This window comes from Rhodobacter sp. NSM (genome assembly GCF_052244495.1).
Lineage (GTDB): Bacteria > Pseudomonadota > Alphaproteobacteria > Rhodobacterales > Rhodobacteraceae > Cereibacter_A.
This window is the reverse complement of sequence record NZ_JBQPXH010000001.1, coordinates 227,924-246,625: the sequence shown is the minus strand read 5'-3', so window position 1 is coordinate 246,625 and position 18,702 is coordinate 227,924. Positions and strand designations below refer to the sequence as shown.

Annotated in this window: 17 protein-coding genes; 4 read left to right on the top strand and 13 right to left on the bottom strand. The window is 67.3% G+C overall.

What is annotated here, in order from left to right:
* Nucleotides 1-194: 194 nt before the first annotated feature.
* The gene (locus ACTVZP_RS01135) at nt 195-1,214 is read left to right on the top strand and encodes a ribose-phosphate pyrophosphokinase (protein ID WP_443210234.1); all 1,020 of its coding nucleotides are present in this window, start codon (nt 195-197) and stop codon (nt 1,212-1,214) included.
* Between the two features lie 37 nt (nt 1,215-1,251).
* On the opposite strand, the gene ACTVZP_RS01130 is transcribed toward ACTVZP_RS01135, so the two are convergent.
* The 7 genes from ACTVZP_RS01130 to ACTVZP_RS01100 all read right to left on the bottom strand — a co-directional run bounded on the left by ACTVZP_RS01130 (nt 1,252) and on the right by ACTVZP_RS01100 (nt 7,635).
* Nucleotides 1,252-1,602: an H-type lectin domain-containing protein gene (locus ACTVZP_RS01130; RefSeq protein WP_443210233.1), complete on the bottom strand. Its 351-nt coding sequence runs from the start codon at nt 1,600-1,602 to the stop codon at nt 1,252-1,254.
* A 97-nt stretch (nt 1,603-1,699) separates the two neighbouring features.
* On the bottom strand, nt 1,700-2,098 hold the full coding sequence (locus tag ACTVZP_RS01125; RefSeq protein WP_443210232.1) for a F0F1 ATP synthase subunit epsilon: 399 nt from the start codon (nt 2,096-2,098) through the stop codon (nt 1,700-1,702).
* 9 nt (nt 2,099-2,107) lie between these two features.
* Nucleotides 2,108-3,535 (bottom strand): F0F1 ATP synthase subunit beta, encoded by a 1,428-nt coding sequence (atpD, locus tag ACTVZP_RS01120; protein WP_443210231.1) that lies wholly within the window; start codon nt 3,533-3,535, stop codon nt 2,108-2,110.
* A 17-nt stretch (nt 3,536-3,552) separates the two neighbouring features.
* Nucleotides 3,553-4,422, bottom strand: coding sequence for a F0F1 ATP synthase subunit gamma (locus ACTVZP_RS01115; RefSeq protein WP_443210230.1), 870 nt, complete (start codon nt 4,420-4,422; stop codon nt 3,553-3,555).
* 22 nt (nt 4,423-4,444) lie between these two features.
* Nucleotides 4,445-5,983, bottom strand: a complete 1,539-nt coding sequence (atpA, locus tag ACTVZP_RS01110) for a F0F1 ATP synthase subunit alpha (RefSeq protein WP_443210229.1) — start codon at nt 5,981-5,983, stop codon at nt 4,445-4,447.
* Nucleotides 5,984-6,544, bottom strand: a complete 561-nt coding sequence (locus ACTVZP_RS01105; protein WP_443210228.1) for a F0F1 ATP synthase subunit delta — start codon at nt 6,542-6,544, stop codon at nt 5,984-5,986.
* 302 nt (nt 6,545-6,846) lie between these two features.
* On the bottom strand, nt 6,847-7,635 hold the full coding sequence (locus tag ACTVZP_RS01100) for a class I SAM-dependent methyltransferase (RefSeq protein WP_443210227.1): 789 nt from the start codon (nt 7,633-7,635) through the stop codon (nt 6,847-6,849).
* 63 nt (nt 7,636-7,698) lie between these two features.
* Here ACTVZP_RS01100 and gloB point away from each other — a divergent pair, with 63 nt between their 5' ends.
* Together gloB and clpA are read left to right on the top strand one after the other, a co-directional pair.
* Entirely contained in the window at nt 7,699-8,466 is a 768-nt protein-coding gene (gene gloB, locus ACTVZP_RS01095) for a hydroxyacylglutathione hydrolase (protein WP_443210226.1), read from the top strand.
* A 165-nt stretch (nt 8,467-8,631) separates the two neighbouring features.
* A complete protein-coding gene (gene clpA, locus ACTVZP_RS01090) occupies nt 8,632-10,947 on the top strand; it encodes an ATP-dependent Clp protease ATP-binding subunit ClpA (RefSeq protein ID WP_443210225.1) in 2,316 nt (771 codons plus the stop codon).
* Between the two features lie 177 nt (nt 10,948-11,124).
* Here clpA and ACTVZP_RS01085 read toward each other — a convergent pair whose 3' ends face one another.
* The 3 genes from ACTVZP_RS01085 to ACTVZP_RS01075 form a co-directional block, all read right to left on the bottom strand.
* Complete coding sequence (locus tag ACTVZP_RS01085; RefSeq protein WP_443210224.1) at nt 11,125-12,702, bottom strand: peptidoglycan -binding protein; 1,578 nt, start codon at nt 12,700-12,702, stop codon at nt 11,125-11,127.
* A gap of 3 nt (nt 12,703-12,705) precedes the next feature.
* Nucleotides 12,706-13,887 carry a biopolymer transporter ExbB gene (locus tag ACTVZP_RS01080; protein ID WP_443210223.1) on the bottom strand — a complete coding sequence of 394 codons (1,182 nt, stop codon included), beginning with the start codon at nt 13,885-13,887 and terminating at the stop codon, nt 12,706-12,708.
* 73 nt (nt 13,888-13,960) lie between these two features.
* Complete coding sequence (locus tag ACTVZP_RS01075; protein ID WP_443210222.1) at nt 13,961-14,509, bottom strand: gamma-glutamylcyclotransferase; 549 nt, start codon at nt 14,507-14,509, stop codon at nt 13,961-13,963.
* 60 nt (nt 14,510-14,569) lie between these two features.
* Between ACTVZP_RS01075 and ACTVZP_RS01070 the strand changes: the two genes are divergently transcribed.
* Nucleotides 14,570-15,565: a DUF2125 domain-containing protein gene (locus tag ACTVZP_RS01070; protein ID WP_443210221.1), complete on the top strand. Its 996-nt coding sequence runs from the start codon at nt 14,570-14,572 to the stop codon at nt 15,563-15,565.
* Between the two features lie 40 nt (nt 15,566-15,605).
* Here the strand turns inward: ACTVZP_RS01070 and ACTVZP_RS01065 are convergent, their stop codons facing one another.
* Genes ACTVZP_RS01065 through hisC form a run of 3 tightly spaced genes read right to left on the bottom strand, consistent with a single transcriptional unit; the run spans nt 15,606 to nt 18,501 of the window.
* A complete protein-coding gene (locus ACTVZP_RS01065) occupies nt 15,606-16,475 on the bottom strand; it encodes an extensin-like domain-containing protein (RefSeq protein ID WP_443210219.1) in 870 nt (289 codons plus the stop codon).
* Between the two features lie 5 nt (nt 16,476-16,480).
* Entirely contained in the window at nt 16,481-17,416 is a 936-nt protein-coding gene (locus ACTVZP_RS01060; protein ID WP_443210218.1) for a prephenate/arogenate dehydrogenase family protein, read from the bottom strand.
* Complete coding sequence (gene hisC / locus ACTVZP_RS01055) at nt 17,416-18,501, bottom strand: histidinol-phosphate transaminase (RefSeq protein ID WP_443210217.1); 1,086 nt, start codon at nt 18,499-18,501, stop codon at nt 17,416-17,418. The genes ACTVZP_RS01060 and hisC overlap by 1 nt, the downstream gene beginning before the upstream one ends.
* Nucleotides 18,502-18,702: the final 201 nt, after the last annotated feature.

Genomic DNA, 18,702 nt, shown 5'->3' with positions numbered 1-18,702 from the left:
AGTTCGCTCCGACGCGTGATCCGGCCGAGGCAGGCCCGCCTCGGACCGCCCTGCACCGGAAACCACTTGGAGCCACGTGGGGGCGGCATTTCGGACAGGTCTCGATGGTGCAGTTTCCAAGGGCTCGGCCCGGTGCTAGAGGGGGGGCACAATCACGAATCCGCCATGCGCGGCCCTCCTCGAGGAACGATCCCATGCCATCCATGAACGAGCCGAAGCTGATCTCCGGCAATGCCAACCTCACGCTGGCGAAATCCATCGCGCGGCGGATGTCGGTGCACCGGGGCATGGCGGTCTCGCTCGTCGATGCGCGGGTTGAGCGGTTCAACGATCAGGAGATCTTCGTCGAGGTCTACGAGAACGTGCGCGGCGAGGACATGTATGTGATCCAGCCGACCTCCAATCCGGCCAACGACAACCTGATGGAACTGCTGATCATCGCCGATGCGCTGCGCCGCTCCTCGGCTGATCGGATCACGGCAGTCATTCCCTATTTCGGCTATGCCCGGCAGGACCGCCGCGCCAAGGCCCGGACGCCGATCTCGGCCAAGCTCGTGGCGAACCTGATCGTCGAGGCGGGCATCGACCGGGTGCTGACCCTCGACCTGCACGCCGCGCAGATCCAGGGCTTCTTCGACATTCCGGTGGACAACCTCTATTCCGCCCCCGTCTTCGCGCTGGACATCGAGCACCATTTCAAAGGCCAGCTTCAGGACCTCATGGTCGTCTCGCCCGACGTGGGCGGCGTGGCCCGCGCCCGCGAGATCGCCAAGCGGATCGGCGCGCCCCTCGCCATCGTCGACAAGCGCCGGGAAAAGCCGGGCGAGATCGCCGAGATGACCGTGATCGGCAACGTTTCGGGCAAGAAGTGCATCATCGTCGATGACATCTGCGACACCGCCGGCACGCTCTGCAAGGCGGCTGAAGTGCTGGTCGACAATGGCGCAGTGGAGGTTCATTCCTACATCACACACGGCGTCCTGTCCGGCCCCGCCGTGGAACGCGTGTCGAAATCGGTGATGAAGAGCCTCGTGATCACCGACTCCATCGAACCGTCGGCCACGGTGAAGGCTGCGCCGAACATCCGCATCGTGCCGACGGCGCCGATGTTCGCCCAGGCGATCCTGAACATCTGGAGCGGCACCTCGGTCTCGTCGCTGTTCGAGACGGATACGCTGGTGCCGATCTACGAAGGCATGTATCAGCGCGGCTGATCCGGCCCGGGCGCAGGAGACTGCGCCTCCGTCGTGGTCAGACGACGTCCCAGAGATCATCGTCGCGCACCGGACCAAGGGCGGTCCAGTCGGCGCGGATGCGCGCGACCCGGCTATCACCCCAGGTGCGGAACACCAGGTCGAAGCCGGTCGCGGCGACATTCTCGGCCGAAATGTCCGCGCGCGTGTTGGAGCGGCGGTCGAGGTCCCACATCGAGATCGAGACCATCACGCTGGGGGGCGCAGTGAACGCCTCGGCAAAGACCACGGGCTTGCGCGCCTCGCGCGGGCCCTGCCCCGTCCACATCGGGCCGCCGTCGGAGAAGTCGGAAAACAGAACCTGCGACCCCTGTTCGATCCCGAGCGAACGGACGGACATGCGCTTCATCAGCGTCTCCTTGCAACCGGAGGGATATTAGCGCAAAGGAAAAGGCCCCGGCAATGCGGGGCCTTAGGTCGTTCTGGCGTCCGCCCGCGGCGGCGGATCAGTAACCGGCCGCGGCCTTGAGGGCCTGCGTGTCGGCCAGCATCTTCTCGGCCATGTCCTTGTCTTCCGGCAGTGCCACGGCCAGCAGTTCGCGGGCTTCGTCGATGAAGCCATCGAACACGGTGCCGGTTGCTTCCTCGATCGGAACCGCCTTCTCGGCGAGGACCGAGCAGGACCCGCCGTTAATCTCGGCGAAGCCGCCGGTCACGACATAGGCCTGCATGCCGGTCGAGGCATGGGCCCGCAGGATGCCCGGACGAAGGGTGGTGATGGTCGGCGCATGGCCTTCCATCGCCGTCAAGTCACCCTCGGTGCCCGGGATCTGCACCTCGGACGCCGAGAAGGAGGCGAGCCTCCGCTCCGGCGACACGAGGTCGAATTGCAGGTTTCCCGCCATGATGCCCCCTTACGCCGCTTGCGCAGCGAGACGCTGAGCCTTGGCGATCACTTCCTCGATGTCGCCGACCATGTAGAAGGCGGCTTCCGGCAGGTGGTCATATTCGCCGTTCACCACGGCCTTGAACGAGGCGATGGTCTTTTCGAGCGGAACCTGCACGCCGTCCGAGCCGGTGAACACCTTCGCCACGTCGAACGGCTGGCTGAGGAAGCGCTGGATCTTCCGGGCGCGAGCCACGGTCAGCTTGTCCTCTTCCGACAGTTCGTCCATGCCGAGGATGGCGATGATGTCCTGCAGCGACTTGTAGCGCTGGAGGATGCCCTGCACGGCGCGGGCGGTGTCGTAGTGCTCCTGCCCCACGACGACCGGGTCGAGGATCCGCGAGGTCGAGTCGAGCGGGTCCACGGCCGGGTAGATGCCGAGTTCCGAGATCGCGCGCGAGAGCACGGTCGTGGCGTCGAGGTGGGCGAAGGAGGTCGCCGGGGCCGGGTCGGTAAGGTCGTCGGCGGGAACGTAGATGGCCTGCACCGAGGTGATCGAGCCCGCCTTCGTCGAGGTGATGCGCTCCTGCAGGGCGCCCATGTCGGTGGCGAGCGTCGGCTGGTAGCCCACGGCCGACGGGATACGGCCGAGAAGCGCCGACACTTCCGAACCCGCCTGGGTGAAGCGGAAGATGTTGTCGACGAAGAACAGCACGTCGGTCCCGGACTGGTCGCGGAACTGCTCGGCCAGCGTCAGGCCGGTCAGCGCCACGCGGGCACGCGCCCCCGGAGGCTCGTTCATCTGGCCGTAGACCAGCGCCACTTTCGACTCCTGCAGGTTATCGATCTTGATAACGCCGGATTCGATCATCTCGTGGTAAAGGTCGTTGCCTTCCCGGGTCCGTTCACCCACGCCGGCGAACACGGAGTAGCCCGAGTGCACCTTCGCGATGTTGTTGATCAGTTCCATGATCAGAACGGTCTTGCCCACGCCGGCGCCGCCGAAGAGGCCGATCTTGCCGCCCTTGGAATAGGGTGCCAGCAGGTCGATGACCTTGATGCCGGTGACGAGGATTTCCGAAGTCGTCGACTGCTCGGCGAATTTCGGGGCCGGCTGGTGGATCGCGCGGGTCGAGGAGGCATCGACGGGGCCCTTCTCGTCCACCGGTTCGCCGATCACGTTCAGGATGCGGCCGAGGGTGGCGTCACCCACGGGCACCGAGATCGGGCCGCCGGTGTCGCTCACCGCAGCGCCGCGGACCAGACCTTCGGTCGCGTCCATGGCGATGGTGCGGACGGTGTTCTCGCCGAGGTGCTGGGCCACTTCCAGGACCAGACGCTTGCCGTTGTTCTCGGTTTCGAGCGCGTTCAGGATGGGCGGCAGGCCACCGTCGAACTGCACGTCCACGACGGCGCCGATGACCTGCGTCACCTTGCCTTGGGATGCTGTTGCCATGTCGTTTCTCCGTCGGATCAGAGCGCCTCGGCGCCCGAGATGATTTCAATGAGCTCTTTGGTGATGGCGGCCTGACGCGACCGGTTGTACTGGATGGTCAACCGGTTGATCATGTCGCCCGCGTTGCGCGTCGCGTTGTCCATCGCGGTCATCCGGGCGCCCTGTTCCGAGGCACCGTTCTCGAGCAGCGCGGTGAAGATCTGCGTCGCCACGCCCCGCGGAAGGAGGTCGGCCAGAATGCCTTCCTCGGACGGTTCGTATTCGTAGTACGACGAGATCCCGCCTTCGCCTTCGAAGACCGCCGGGATCACCTGCTGCGCCGTCGGCACCTGGGCGATGACCGACTGGAAGCGGGCGAAGAAGATCGTCGCCACGTCGAACTCGCCCGCGTCGAAGCGGTCGAGCACGTCGCGCGCGATCCCCTGGGCCACCGGGTAGCCCAGACGCTTGACCTCGGAGAGGTCGACATGACCGACGAAATGCTGACCGAGGTCGCGGCGGAGCTGTTCACGCCCCTTCTTGCCGACGGTGAGGATCTTCACCGTCTTGCCTTCCGCGAGCAGCCGGTTCGCCGTCGCCCGGGCCAGCCGGACGATGGACGAGTTGAAGCCGCCGCAGAGGCCGCGCTCGGCGGTCATCACCACCAGAAGCTGCACCTTGTCGCTGCCGGTCCCCGTGAGGAGACGCGGCGCGCTCGGCGATTGCCCCACGGAGCCCGCGAGCGCCGTCATCACGCCGTTCATGCGTTCGGCATAGGGACGGGCGGCCTCGGCAGCCTCCTGGGCGCGGCGAAGCTTGGCCGCCGCGACCATCTGCATGGCCTTGGTGATCTTCCGCGTGTTCTTGACGCTTCCGATCCTGTTTTTCAGGTCCTTGAGGCTGGGCATCCGTTATCTCCCTGCCCCGCCCTCAGGCGAAGTCTTTGGCGTAGGCGTCCAGAGCGGCGCGGATCTTGTCTTCCAGCTCACCCTTGACCTTGCGGTCGTTGTTGGTGATGTCGGCCAGCAGGTCCTTGGCCGAGGTGCGCAGGTATTTCAGCAGGCCCTGCTCCCAGCGACCCACGTCTTTCACCGCGACCTTGTCGAGGTAGCCCTTGGTGCCGGCGAAGATCACGCAGACGATCTCGGCGTTGGTCAGCGGCGCGTATTGCGGCTGCTTCATCAGCTCGGTCAGGCGCGCACCGCGGTTCAGCAGCTGCTGGGTCGCGGCGTCGAGGTCCGAGCCGAACTGGGCGAAGGCCGCCATTTCGCGATACTGCGCGAGTTCCAGTTTCACCGGGCCGGCGACCGATTTCATCGCGTCGGTCTGGGCCGAGGAGCCCACGCGCGACACCGAGAGACCGGTGTTCACGGCCGGGCGGATGCCCTGGTAGAACAGCTCGGTCTCGAGGAAGATCTGGCCGTCGGTGATCGAGATCACGTTGGTCGGGATGAAGGCCGACACGTCGCCGCCCTGGGTCTCGATGATCGGCAGAGCGGTCAGCGAGCCCGAGCCATGCTCCTTGTTCAGCTTGGCCGAACGCTCCAGCAGGCGCGAGTGGAGGTAGAAGACGTCGCCCGGGTAGGCTTCACGCCCCGGCGGACGGCGGAGCAGCAGCGACATCTGGCGATAGGCCACGGCCTGCTTCGAGAGGTCATCGTAGATGATGAGCGCGTGGCGGCCGTTGTCGCGGAAGTATTCCGCCATCGCGGTCGCGGCGTAGGGCGCGAGGAACTGCATCGGCGCCGGGTCCGAGGCGGTGGCTGCCACGACCATCGTGTATTCGATGGCGCCGGTTTCCTCGAGCTTCTTCACCAGCTGCGCCACGGTCGAGCGCTTCTGGCCGATGGCGACGTAGACGCAGTAGAGCTTCTTGCTCTCGTCGTCGCCGGCGGCGTCGTTGTAGGATTTCTGGTTCAGGATGGCGTCGAGCGCGATCGCGGTCTTGCCGGTCTGACGGTCGCCGATGATCAGCTCGCGCTGGCCGCGGCCGATCGGGATCATGGCGTCCACCGACTTGAGGCCGGTCGCCATCGGCTCGTGCACGCCCTTGCGCGGGATGATGCCCGGGGCCTTCACGTCCGCCACGCGGCGTTCGGTGGCCTCGATCGGGCCCTTGCCGTCGATCGGGTTGCCGAGACCGTCGACCACGCGGCCGAGCAGCGCCTCGCCGGCCGGCACGTCCACGATCGACTTGGTGCGCTTGACGGTGTCACCTTCCTTGATCGACCGGTCGTCACCGAAGATCACGACGCCGACGTTGTCGACTTCGAGGTTCAGCGCCATGCCGCGGATGCCGCCGGGGAACTCGACCATCTCACCGGCCTGGACGTTGTCGAGGCCGTGCACACGGGCGATACCGTCGCCCACCGAGAGAACGCGCCCCACTTCGGCGACTTCGGCGGCCTGGCCGAAGTTCTTGATCTGCTCCTTGAGGATCGCAGAGATCTCAGCAGCTTGGATACCCATTTATCCGACCTCTTTCATTGCATTCTGGAGAGCCGCGAGCCTTGCCTTGACCGAGGTGTCGATCATGGAGGAGCCCAGCTTGACGACGAGGCCGCCGATGAGGCTTTCATCGACGGTGGTTTTCAGTTTCACGTCCTTGCCCGCGCGCTTCTTGAGGGCGGTGGCGAGGCGGGTCGCCTGCTCGGCGGAGAGCGGCGCCGCGGCGGTGATCTCTGCGGTGATCTCGCCCTTCTCGGCGGCGATGCGGTCGCGGATCAGCGAGACGAGCTGCGGCAGAACGAAGAGCCGGCGGTTCGAGGCCATCAGCGCCAGCGAATTCGTCGTCAGCGCCGAGAGGCCCATCTTCTTCGCAATGGCCACGATGGCGGCCTCCTGCTCGGAGCGGCTGTAGACCGGCGAGGTGGCGAGGTCACGCAGGTCGGCGCTGTCGCCCCAGGCGGCGGCGACCCCCTCGATGTCGCTCTCCAGCGCGGCGAGCGCGCCTTCTTCCTTTGCCAGTTCGAAGATGGCGGCGGCGTAGCGCGCGGCGATGCCAGAGGAAATCGAAGCCGGTTCGGACACGTCAACCCTTTCGATATCATGGCCCCGGCGCGGGATCGTGCTCCCGCAGGCCGGAGGCATTGTGCGGCGCGAGGGACTTTCCCGCGCGTCTCAAGTTTCGCGGCGGGTGTAGCAGAGGACTTGCAGCCTCGCAACCACGAAGGTCGGCCCTCCGCCGAAGGGGCGAACTCTTTGTTTCATTGGCACTCCCGGCCATCCCCGGCCTTTCGCCGGATGCCTGCGAAAGGGGCTTTCAAGACCGCCTTACGCCACGCGACGAGATGACCGGCGGCCGTTCCGCCCAACCGGGAATCGTGGTGCCGCTAACATCCGCCCATGCAGGTGCCCGGACCGTCCGAAGTGCGGCCTGCGGGCGCAGGCAGCGGCTGAGGGATGCCTTCGAGCGCGCGCAGGGGCTTGGTGACCGCCGCCTTGAGCCCGGTGCGGGTGGGCGCATAGATCTGCTTCGAGGCCTCGACCATCAGCACGCCTCCCACCAGCCAGGGGGCGAAGCGACGGCCGCCCGTCTCCCAGAAGTCCGCTGTCTTCAGCCAGAAGCGCTGGTGCAGGGGCGGTGCGAAGAGGGCCGCGAGCGACCGCTCCGGGGTGAAGTCGTGGCGCTTCAGTTGCGTCTCGAGCTGGTTGAGGGAATAGGGCCGGCCGAAGCCGAAGGGCGTCCCGTCCCGCCGCGCCCAGAGACCCGAGCGGGACGGCACCACGAACAGCGCCCTTCCGCCCGGACCAAGGACGCGCCAGGCTTCCGCAAGGACCTCGGACGGATGCTCGGACGTTTCCAGACCGTGCAGCATCACCAGCTTGTCCACCATCCCGGTGGAGAGCGGCCAGGCGCCCTCGTCGCAGAGCACCGATACGTTGTCCATCCCGGCGGGCCAGGGCATCACCCCCTGCGGGCCCGGCATGAGGGCGATCACCCGCCGCGCCTGGTCGAGATAGGGGCGCAGGAGCGGCACAGAGAAGCCGAAGCCCGCCACGGTCTGGCCCTTGGCATCGGGCCAGAGTTTCTGGAGCTGGTCGCGCACGGCGCGTTGCGCGACGCGGCCCAACTGTGTCCTGTAGTAGAAGTTGTGCAGGTCGAGCACGTCGAGATGCATTGCGGCGAAGCCTTGTCCGGGCAGAGTTGTGAGCCACACTACAAAGGAAAGGGAGAAGAAACCATGCCGCTCGAACTCGTGACGGTGCCCTGCCTCAGCGACAATTACGCCTTCCTCGTCCACGACGCGGCGACGGGAGAGACGGCGGTCGTCGATGTGCCGGACGCGGCGCCGATCCTCGGGGCACTGGAAGAGCGGGGCTGGCGCCTATCGCGGATCTTCCTGACCCATCACCATTCGGATCACGTGGCCGGCGTCGAGGAACTCCGTGCCGTCACGGGTGCGACGGTCGCGGGCGCCGCGGCCGACGCCCATCGCCTGCCCCCGCTCGACCTGCAGCTTGCGGAAGGCGACACGGTCCACGTCGGCTCGTCCGAGGGTCGGGTCATCGAGGTGCCCGGCCACACCGTCGGTCACATCGCGCTGCACTTCCCCGACTCCGCGCTCGCCTTCACCGGGGACAGTCTTATGGCGCTCGGCTGCGGCCGCCTTTTCGAGGGAACGGCCGGAATGATGTGGCAGAGCCTGCGCAAGATTTCAGCACTGCCTCAGGAGACGCTGATCTGCTCGGGCCACGAATATGCGGAGGCGAACGCCCGCTTCGCCCTTACTCTTGAACCGGAAAACCCGATGCTTATCTTTCGGGTCGGATCCATCGCCGCGGCCCGCAAGGAGGGTCGCCCAACAGTTCCCGCACAACTTTCGCAAGAAGTCGCGACAAACCCGTTCCTTCGGGCGGGAATTCCTGCGCTGAAGGCCGCCGTTGGCATGGCTGATGCAGAAGATGCTGAGGTTTTCGCCGAAATCCGAAGGCGGAAGGATAAATTCTGATGTGCCCGCGAAGCCGCGATCACATTTTGCAAGGAGGCTGTCAGAAAGCGGAAGTTGTCCGAAATAACACTTGAAGGGCGGCGAAGAAAACCGAACTTTAAACTTACGAGGCCAAGGTTGAAGGGCCCCATGCCCCTTCGGCCCGCAGGACAGGAGCACCCGATCGTGCCATCTTTTTCGACCACACTCGAGCAAGCCATCCACGGCGCTCTGGCGCTTGCGAATGCCCGCCGTCATGAACTCGCCACCCTCGAGCACCTGCTGCTCGCCCTGATCGACGAGCCCGACGCCTCGCGCGTCATGAAGGCTTGCTCGGTCGACCTCGACGAGTTGCGCAAGACCCTTGTGGACTTCATCGACGACGACCTGTCCACCCTCGTGACCAGCGTGGAGGGGTCCGAGGCCGTGCCGACGGCCGCCTTCCAGCGCGTGATCCAGCGCGCCGCCATCCATGTGCAATCCTCCGGCCGGACCGAGGTCACGGGCGCGAACGTGCTCGTCGCGATCTTCGCCGAGCGGGAGTCGAACGCCGCCTATTTCCTGCAGGAGCAGGACATGACCCGCTACGACGCGGTCAACTTCATCGCGCATGGCGTGGCGAAGGACCCGTCCTATGGCGAGCCGCGCCCGGTCACCGGCGCGGAAGAGCATCATGAGACCCCGAAGGCTGAAGCTGGTGAGGCGAAGGAGTCTGCGTTGTCCAAGTATTGCGTCGACCTGAACGTCAAGGCCCGCAAGGGAGACGTGGACCCGCTGATCGGCCGCGAGCACGAGGTCGAGCGCTGCATCCAGGTGCTCTGCCGCCGCCGGAAGAACAACCCGCTTCTGGTGGGCGACCCCGGCGTGGGCAAGACCGCCATTGCCGAGGGCCTCGCGCGCAAGATCGTCAATGGCGAGACGCCCGACATCCTCGCACGCGCCACGATCTTCTCGCTCGACATGGGGGCGCTGCTCGCCGGCACCCGCTACCGTGGCGACTTCGAGGAGCGGCTGAAGGCGGTGGTCAAGGAGATGGAGGATCATCCCGACGCGATCCTCTTCATCGACGAGATCCACACCGTGATCGGCGCCGGCGCCACCTCGGGCGGGGCGATGGACGCCTCGAACCTGCTGAAGCCCGCGCTTCAGGGCGGCAAGCTGCGCTGCATGGGTTCGACCACCTACAAGGAGTATCGCCAGCACTTCGAGAAGGACCGGGCCCTGAGCCGCCGGTTCCAGAAGATCGACGTGAACGAGCCCTCCGTCGAGGATACCGTGAAGATCCTCATGGGTCTCAAGCCCTATTTCGAAGAGCATCACGACCTGCGCTACACGCAGGACGCGATCCGCTCGGCGGTGGAGCTGTCGGCGCGCTACATCCATGACCGCAAGCTGCCCGACAAGGCGATCGACGTCATCGACGAGGCGGGCGCGGCCCAGCATCTGCTGACGGACAGCAAGCGGCGGAAGACCATCGGTCCGCGCGAGATCGAGGCCGTGGTGGCCAAGATCGCCCGCATTCCGCCGAAGAGCGTGTCCAAGGACGATGCCGAGGTGCTCCGCGACCTCGAGAAGACCCTCAAGCGGGTCGTCTTCGGTCAGGACAAGGCGATCGAGGCCCTCTCCTCGGCGATCAAGCTGGCACGCGCCGGGCTGCGCGAGCCCGAAAAGCCGATCGGCAACTACCTCTTCGCCGGTCCCACGGGTGTCGGCAAGACCGAGGTGGCCAAGCAACTCGCCTCGACCCTCGGGGTGGAGCTGCTCCGCTTCGACATGTCCGAATACATGGAGAAGCACGCCGTCAGCCGCCTGATCGGCGCGCCTCCGGGCTATGTCGGCTTCGATCAGGGCGGGATGCTGACCGATGGCGTCGACCAGCATCCGCATTGCGTGCTGCTGCTCGACGAGATCGAGAAGGCGCATCCGGATGTCTACAACATCCTGCTGCAGGTGATGGATCACGGGAAGCTCACCGACCATAACGGCCGGTCGGTCGACTTCCGCAACGTGATCCTGATCATGACCTCGAACGCGGGTGCCGCCGAACTGGCGAAATCGGCGATCGGCTTCGGCCGCGACCGGCGCGAGGGCGAGGATACGGCCGCGATCGAGCGGACCTTCACGCCCGAGTTCCGGAACCGTCTGGACGCGGTCATCTCCTTCGCGCCGCTGGGCAAGGAGATCATCCTGCAGGTGGTCGAGAAGTTCGTGCTCCAGCTCGAGGCGCAGCTCATGGATCGTGGCGTGCACATCGAGCTTTCGCCCGAGGCTGCCGCCTGGCTCGGCGACAAGGGCTACGACGACAAGATGGGCGCGCGTCCTCTGGGCCGCGTCATCCAGGAGAACATCAAAAAGCCGCTTGCCGAAGAGCTTCTGTTCGGCCGGCTGGTCAAGGGTGGACTCGTCAAGGTCGGCGTGAAGGACGATGCGATCGACCTGAGGATCGAAGAACCGAAGCCGCGGCTGACCGGTTCGAAGCCGCCGCTTCTGACGGCGGACTGATCGGGTCCCTCCGGACCGAAGGCTGACGGGAAGGGCGGAGGTTCTCCGCCCTTTCTTTTTTGTCCGGTTGTTCGATGGTCCGGCCCGAGAACAGTGCGGGCGGCGGAGGATCCGATCCCATCGCCATCCCCGCCGTCTCATGCGAAAGGCTGCGGCCAGGCCGCGCCGGTGATGGACCTACCGCTCCGTCAGCTTCAGCTCGATGCGGCGGTTCTGGGCGCGCGCGTCCGGGCTGCTTCCGCCGGCCACCGGGCGATACTCGCCAAAGCCCGTCGCCGCCAGCCGCGATGGCGGGAAGCCGAGGCTCTGCTGCATGAAGCGGACGACCGACAGGGCACGCGCCGAGCTCAGTTCCCAGTTGTCGCGGAAGGCCCCGAAACCCGAGAGCGGCACGTCGTCGGTATGTCCGTCGACCCGGATGATCCAGTCGATCCCCTCGGGGATCTGCTCGCGGATCTCGTTCAGCGTCTGGACGACACCGGAGATCTGTGCCCTGCCCTCCGCCGCCAGCTCGGCCGAGCCCGGTTCGAACAGCACCTCGGAGGAGAAGACGAAGCGGTCTCCCACCACCCGGACGCCCTCGCGCCCGGCGAGCACCTGACGCAGTTGCCCGAAGAACTCGGAGCGGAACCGCGCGAGGTCCTTGTTCTCGCTCTCGAGCCGCAGCCGTTCCGCCTCCTCCAGCTCCGCGCGGCGCTTCTGCTCGGCCGCAACCTGGGCCAGCGCCGAGTTGAGCTGCGTGCCGAGGCTCTGCAGCTGGACCTTGTTGGCCTCGTCCCGGTCCGCCGCGGCATCGAGAAGCCCTTGAAGGGATCCGAGCTGTGCGCGCAAGGCCGCCACCTGTTCGTTCAGCAGCGCGACCCGGCGCGCCGCCTCCGCCCCCTCGCCCTCCTGCGCGGCCAGCGCCTCGCGCGCCGCAGCCAGCGCGGCCTCGCGCCGCTCGGCCTCGCTCACCGCTTTTGCGGCATCGGTCCGCGCCGCAGCCAGAAGCGTCAGCGTCTCCTCCGCCCGCCTGCGCTGTTCCTCGAGCGCGAGCGTCATGGCGGTCAGTTCGGTCTCGGAATTCCTCAGCCTCTCGCGAAGGGCTTCGGCCGCGGCCGCATCGGCGAGACGCGCCGCCTCCTCCTCCGACAGCTTCCGTTCGCCCTCGGCGACCCTGCTGCGCAGATCCGCCACCAGCGCGTCCAGCGCCTCGCGGCGCGCCGCGGCAAGGCGGGCGGCTTCCGCCTGCGCGTCGATCTCGCTCCGCGCCTGCGCCAGCGCAAGCTGCGCCGCCTCCTGTTCCGAGAGCAGCTTCGCCTGCGCGGCTTCAAGCTCCTGAACCGAAGCCGTGAGCCGGGTGGCCTCTCCCCGCGCGCGATCGCGCTCGGCGAGAAGGGTCGCCACCTGCTCCTCGAACGAGGCGATGCGCCCCCGCGCCGCGGTCAGTTCGCCCTCGCGCGTGGCGAGCGTGGCGGTCAGCGTCGCGATGGTCGCCGCCTGCCGCTCTCCCTCGGCCCGGGCCGCATCGACGGCGGCCGTGAGGTCGGCGCTCTTCTGGCGCTCGAGACCCAGCGCGTCGGCGAGGTCGGCAAGCTGGCCCGTCAGGCTGTCGAGTTCGGTGTCCTGCGTGCTGATCGTCTCGCGCAGCACCGACTGGATCACCATGAAGATGGTGAGCACGAACATCAGCACGAGGAGCAGCGCCGTCATGGCGTCGACGAAGCCGGGCCAGATATGCGTCTCGCGCCGTCCGTTCCGTCGCACCAGCGCCATCGCCTAGCCCCGTGCGGTGGCGGAGGCTGTGCGCGACAGCTGCCGCACGGCTCCGGTCAGGGCCGCGAGATCACTGCGCAGGTCCGAGGTGCTCTCCTGCCGCCCGGCCGCGATCTCTTCCAGGATGCGGAGAAGCTGCACGTCGATCGAGCGCAGGCGCATCCGCGCCTCGGCATCGGCGAAGGCCGAAGCCTCGGCGCCGGTCAGGGCCGCCACCAGGCGCTCCTGCCCCGCGGCGACGCGCTCCAGGAGGTCGGACTGCCCCACGGCCTGTGCGTCGATCCGCTCGGCCAGCTTCTGCACCGCGCCGGCGAGATCGGCCATGCGCACATCGACCAGATTGCGGCTGACGTCGGCCTGTGCGTGAAGCTCCTGCATGCGGTCCATCTGAAGCACCATCTGCTCGAGCACCCCGGCGACGAGCGACGCATCCCCGCTTTCCCCCTCGACGCCCGCGGGCGTGAGGCGGGTGAAGGAAGAGAGCCATTCCTCAAGCTGACGGTAGAAGCGGTTCTGCCCATGGCTCGCGAAGAGTTCGAGGAGACCCACCACCAGCGAACCCGCGAGGCCGAGGAGCGAGGAGGAGAAGGCCGTCCCCATCCCGCCGAGCTGGCTTTCGAACCCGACCATCAACTCGCCGAAAAGCTCGACGCCGCTCTGCCCTTCCTGCGGCGAGAGGGCCCGGATGGTCTGGACCAGGGCCGGGACCGTCGTCGCAAGCCCGTAGAAGGTGCCGAGAAGCCCGAGGAAGATCAGCAGGCTGCCGAGATAGTGGGTGATGTCCCGAGCCTCGTCGAGACGGGTGCCGACGGAGTCGAGGATCGAGCGCGACGAGGTCGAGGAGATCTGCATCCGCTTGCCGCGGGACCGCAGCAGCGCCGCGAGCGGCGCGAGCAGCCGGGGCGCTCGAACGTATTCGAAGCCGGGCCGGTCCCTGACGAAATTCTCGATCCAGCTCACCGACTGCACGAGCTGGGCCATCTGCAGGAAGCAGGTGCCGAGCCCGAGCAGAAAGACGAAGCCGATCAGCGCGTTGAGGTAGGGATTCGAGAGGAAGACCTGCTCGAGCGTGGTGAAGGCCACGAAGGCGCCGACCCCGACCAGCGCGACGACGACAAGCATCATCACGATCTGCCGGACCGGCTGGGTAAAATGCGGTTCGGCCTCGACGGCGGTTCTCGACATTCCGGGTTGAAGCCCCTTTGTTCTGCCGTTGCACAATAGGCCGGGGCCTTTCGGCTGCCAACGGGGAATGCGGTCAGCCCGGCCGACCGTTGCCCAATGCACGCACCCGTGTGGCCAGCCAGCACAGGTCCGGATCGTCAATCCCGAGATCCCGGAGATGCGCGGCCGTGTTCAGGAGATAGTCCCGGTTCGGGCCCCGGTCGCCCGCGGCCGAGGCGATGATCCGCGCCTGCGACTCCAGATCGAGGCCGCCGCAATACTGCTCGTGATCGGGGTCGATCACGTAGACCACCGCCTCTACCGTCTCCCCGCTCGTGAGCCGCACCGGCAGCCAGCGTTCGAGATAGGCACGCGAGATCAGCTCACGCTCGCGCAGGGCTGCGAGCGTTTCGGTCTCCGCACCCGCCGCGACCTCGAAGGCCACGCCCTCGCAGGCCATGTCCGGCGCGGCATCCAGCGCGAGCACGAGTCCGGGGGCCTGCGGCGTGCCCCTGTAGTGGATCGAGGTCATGCAGAAGCTGCGCCTCCAGCCGTCGAGGCGCGCCGTCACGCTCCTCGTCACCGCGAACCCCGGATCCCAGATCAGGGACCCGTATCCGAATACCCAGAGTGGCCCGTCCATGCTGGTCCTCCTGACGGCAGCCCTGTAGCATCGGCAGAGGGGCATGGGAAAGGGCGCGGGATGCGGAAAATCGTGGGGCTTGTGCTGGTGCTGGCCGTGCTCTGGGCAGGCTGGTGGGTGGCAGGGTCCGTCATGGTCCGCAAGGCCGCGCAGGAGTTCTTCGCGCAGCAAAAGGCAGCGGGACGGGTGGCAGAGTATCAAGGGCTGTCGGTCCGGGGTTTTCCGAACCGCTTCGACCTGACCGTGGAAGAGGTCCGTCTCGGGGATCCCGACAGCGGCTTCGGCTGGCGCGCCCCGTTCCTCCAGATCTTCGCCATGAGCTGGAAGCCCTGGCACCTGATCGCCGCCTTCCCGCCGGAGCAGCGGTTCGAGTTTCCCGGCCAGTCGGTGACGGTCAATGCCTCGGCCCTGAGGGCGAGCCTGATCGTTTCGCCCGGCGGGGCGCTCGCCCTCGACCGGACGGCCTCGGCCGGACAGGCAATCGTGCTCCGTTCTTCGCTGGGCTGGACCCTCCGGCTCGACGATGCCCGGGTCGCGTCGCGCCGGGTGGGCGATGACGCCGCGTCTCATGAAATCGGGATCGACCTGCAGGGTCTTGCGCCCGAGGGCGCTCTGGCCGAGGCCGCAGAACGCGCGGGCCTGCCGCCGCGCCTGTCCGAACTCCGGTTCCGGGCGGTGACCGGCCTGACAGCCCCCGTAGACCGGCACCTGGGACAGACGCGGCCGCAGCTCCGGACCCTCGACCTGCGCGAGTTACGTCTGATCTGGGGGCCGCTGAGCCTCACCGGTTCGGGCCGGCTGACGGTTGACGGATCCGGCAGGCCCGAGGGGCGGATCGACCTCGCGCTCGGTAACTGGCGTCAGGCGATCCGGATCGCGGCCGAGTTGGGGCTCATCGAGGCCGACGCGCTGCCGTCCTGGGAGCGCGCGCTGGGAGTTTTCGCGGCGCGCTCCGGCGGCGAGGAACTGCAGGTGCCGCTGACCATGGCGGAAGGCTGGATGAACCTCGGCCCCCTGCCACTCGGACCTGCCCCCGCGCTTGCGACCGGGGGGTGACGGGGCCGGACTGACCGGGCGCCTGCGCAGTCAGAGGTGCTCAGCGGCAGTAGGGCGACCGGCGCGGGATGGTGTCGAAATGCAGGTGATCCTCGTGGTAGCCGTCCGAACCGGGGCCGAGCGTCGTTCCGAAGATCCCGCAGGCGGATTTATGGGCAGCCTGGATCATCTTCTCACGCCGGTAATCGCGCGCGATGGTGACGGACTTCCCGTTCGCCAGCGTGAAGCCTGAAACATCCACTGCCTTGCCACGGCCATGCTCGCTGATCGGCGCGCCGGGCCGGTTGTTGCGGGTCCGGCAGGAATAGGCTCCGGCGATCTGCAGCTTGACCACCTTGGAGGGCAGGTTCGGGCGCAGGCCACGGTTGATCCAGGTCTTGAGCGCCCGCGCCGTCCCGCAATCCATCGTCGCCGCCATGCTGAGCGCCACGCCGTCGATGGCCGTCACCTGAACGGGATCCGCGATCCCGCAGCCGCGGATCTTGCCCGCGATGGGGGCGAGGGTCGCGCCCCTGATGGTGGGATCGCCGCAGACCGAGCCCTTGCGGCCCTGCACCATCGCGCTTCCGGGCAGGGTGCGGACAGCGCCCGCCTTCGTCACGGTTTCCGGCGGACGCGCCTTGGGGCGGAAGAACGTGCCGAGGAACCCGCGGCGGGTCACTTCGGGCTTGGGCGGCGCGAGGAAGCTCATCGCCGGCTTCCCGGGCATTACCTCGGTCGCCACCAGTTTCACGGCCGGCCGGGCACGCGGGCGAAGCACCTCGGCGGGTGCGCTGGCTTCGGCCGAGACGACGACGGGCACAGCGGCCGCCGGATTGGCCAGCGGACGCAACGATACCGACGGGGCATCTGCGAAAGCGGTTCCTGCCATGAGACCAGTGACGAGAACCGCCGCCCCGAGTGCCCGCATCTGCCCTAGCCTTTCCCTGTTCCTGTCGAAACCTCGGCCGATCGGCCGAAGTCGGGTGCTGACGTGTCCTGACCCGCCTCGATGATCCCTCGGCGGATGGCGCGCGTGCGCGTGAAGTATTCGAACAGGTGATCCCCATCACCCAGTCGAATGGCTCTCTGCAGCGCGAAAAGTTCTTCGGTGAAACGGCCGAGAATGTCGAGCGTCGCCTCCCTGTTTGTCAAGAAGACGTCTCGCCACATTGTCGGGTCCGAGGCCGCGATGCGCGTAAAGTCGCGGAAACCGGCTGCAGAGTAGCGGATTATTTCCGATTGGGTCACGCGGCGGAGGTGATCTGCCACGCCGACCATCGTGTAGGCAATGAGGTGGGGGGTGTGGCTGGTGACGGCGAGAACGAGGTCGTGATGCGTCGCGTCCATCGTCTCGACATTGGCGCCCATCGCCTCGCACAGCGACTGCAGCCGGGCCACGGCCTCCGGGTCCGCCCCCTCGGGCGGCGTGAGCAGCCACCAGCGGTTGCGGAAAAGCGTGGCGAAGCCCGAGCGCGGGCCGGAATGTTCGGTGCCGGCGAGCGGGTGGCCGGGCACGAAGTGGACGCCCTCGGGGATGTGCGGAGCGACGGCCGCGATGACCGCCTGCTTCACCGAGCCCACGTCGGTCACGGTCGCGCCCGGCTTCAGATGCGGCGCGATCTCGGCGGCGATGGCCTCCATCGCCCCCACCGGCACGGCAAGGACGACGAGATCGGCACCCTCGGCCGCCTCGGCCGCGGTCTCGAATACCCGGTCGCAGAGCCCAATCTCGAGCGCCGTGGCGCGGGTCTCTGCGCTTCGGGCGTGGCCCGTGATCTCGGCTGCAAGCCCTGCCTCGCGCATCGCATGGGCCATGGACGAGGCGATGAGGCCCAGCCCGATCAGCGCCACGCGGTCGTAGAGGGCCATCAGCGCATCCTCTTGAACTGGCCGATCGCATGGGCCACGCGGCGGCACGAGGCCTCGTCGCCGATGGTGATGCGCAGGCAGTGCGGCAGCTTGTAGCCCGCCACGCGGCGCACGATCAGGCCCTGGCTCTGCAGGTAGAGGTCACAAGCCTCGGCCTCGTCGCTGTCCGAGAAGCGGGCGAGGATGAAGTTCGCCATGGATGTGTCTGACGGCACACCGATTTCCGCCAGAGCCTCGGCCAGCCAGACGCGCCAGCGGGCATTGTCCGCCCGGCAACGGGCGACGTGGTCCTGATCACGAACCGCGGCCTCGGCCGTCTCGAGCTGCGTGGTCGAAAGGTTGAACGGCCCTCGGATCCGGTTCAGCACGTCGATGATGGCCATTGGCCCGTAGCCCCAGCCCACCCGCAGCCCGCCGAGCCCGTAGATCTTCGAGAAGGTCCGCGTCATGACGACATTGCCACGCTCCTCGACCAGGGCGAGGCCGGCATCATAGCCCGGAACGTATTCGGCATAGGCCCCGTCGAGAACGAGCAGCGCCTGCGGCGGCAGCCCCTCGGCCAGCCGTGCGAGATCCGCCTGGCCGATCATGGTGCCGGTCGGGTTGTTCGGATTGGCAAGGAACACCAGTCGCGTATGCGGCGTGCAGGCGGCGAGGATCGCATCGACATCCGTCGTCCGCTCGCGCTCGGGCACCTCGACCGGATTGGCCCCGACCGCGAGGGCCGAGATGCGGTACATGAGGAAGCCGTGCTCGGTGAAGACGACATCGGTGTGCGGCCCGGCATAGGCCTGGCACAGGAAGGTGATGATCTCGTCCGAGCCGACGCCGCAGATCACGCGGGCGGGGTCGAGCCCGTGCACCTCGGCGATGGCGTGGCGCAGGCCCGCATGGTCGGTCGAGGGATAGCGGTGCAGCGTATGCACCGAGCGCAGGAACGCGTCCTTCGCTTTCGGCGAAGGGCCGAAGGGATTCTCGTTCGATGAGAGCTTCAGCGCGTTCTGGATGCCCGCCACATGGCTTTTTCCGCCCTCATAGAGGGCGATTTCGAGAATACCCGGCTGGGGGCGTATGGCGTCGCTCATGGGTCACCTTCCTCTGCCAGCCGGGTTCTATCCGCGGCGAGGCGGCGAGACCAGTGCGAACTCAACGGGAACGTGAGGGTCTTGGGGCCATGCGACCGATAGGCCACAAGGCGTAGATGCGCGCGCTGCATGTAGGGAAGAAAAATGGCCGCTCCCCGAGAGGGAGCGGCCGCAGGTCGGATGGAGGCCATGACGACTGCG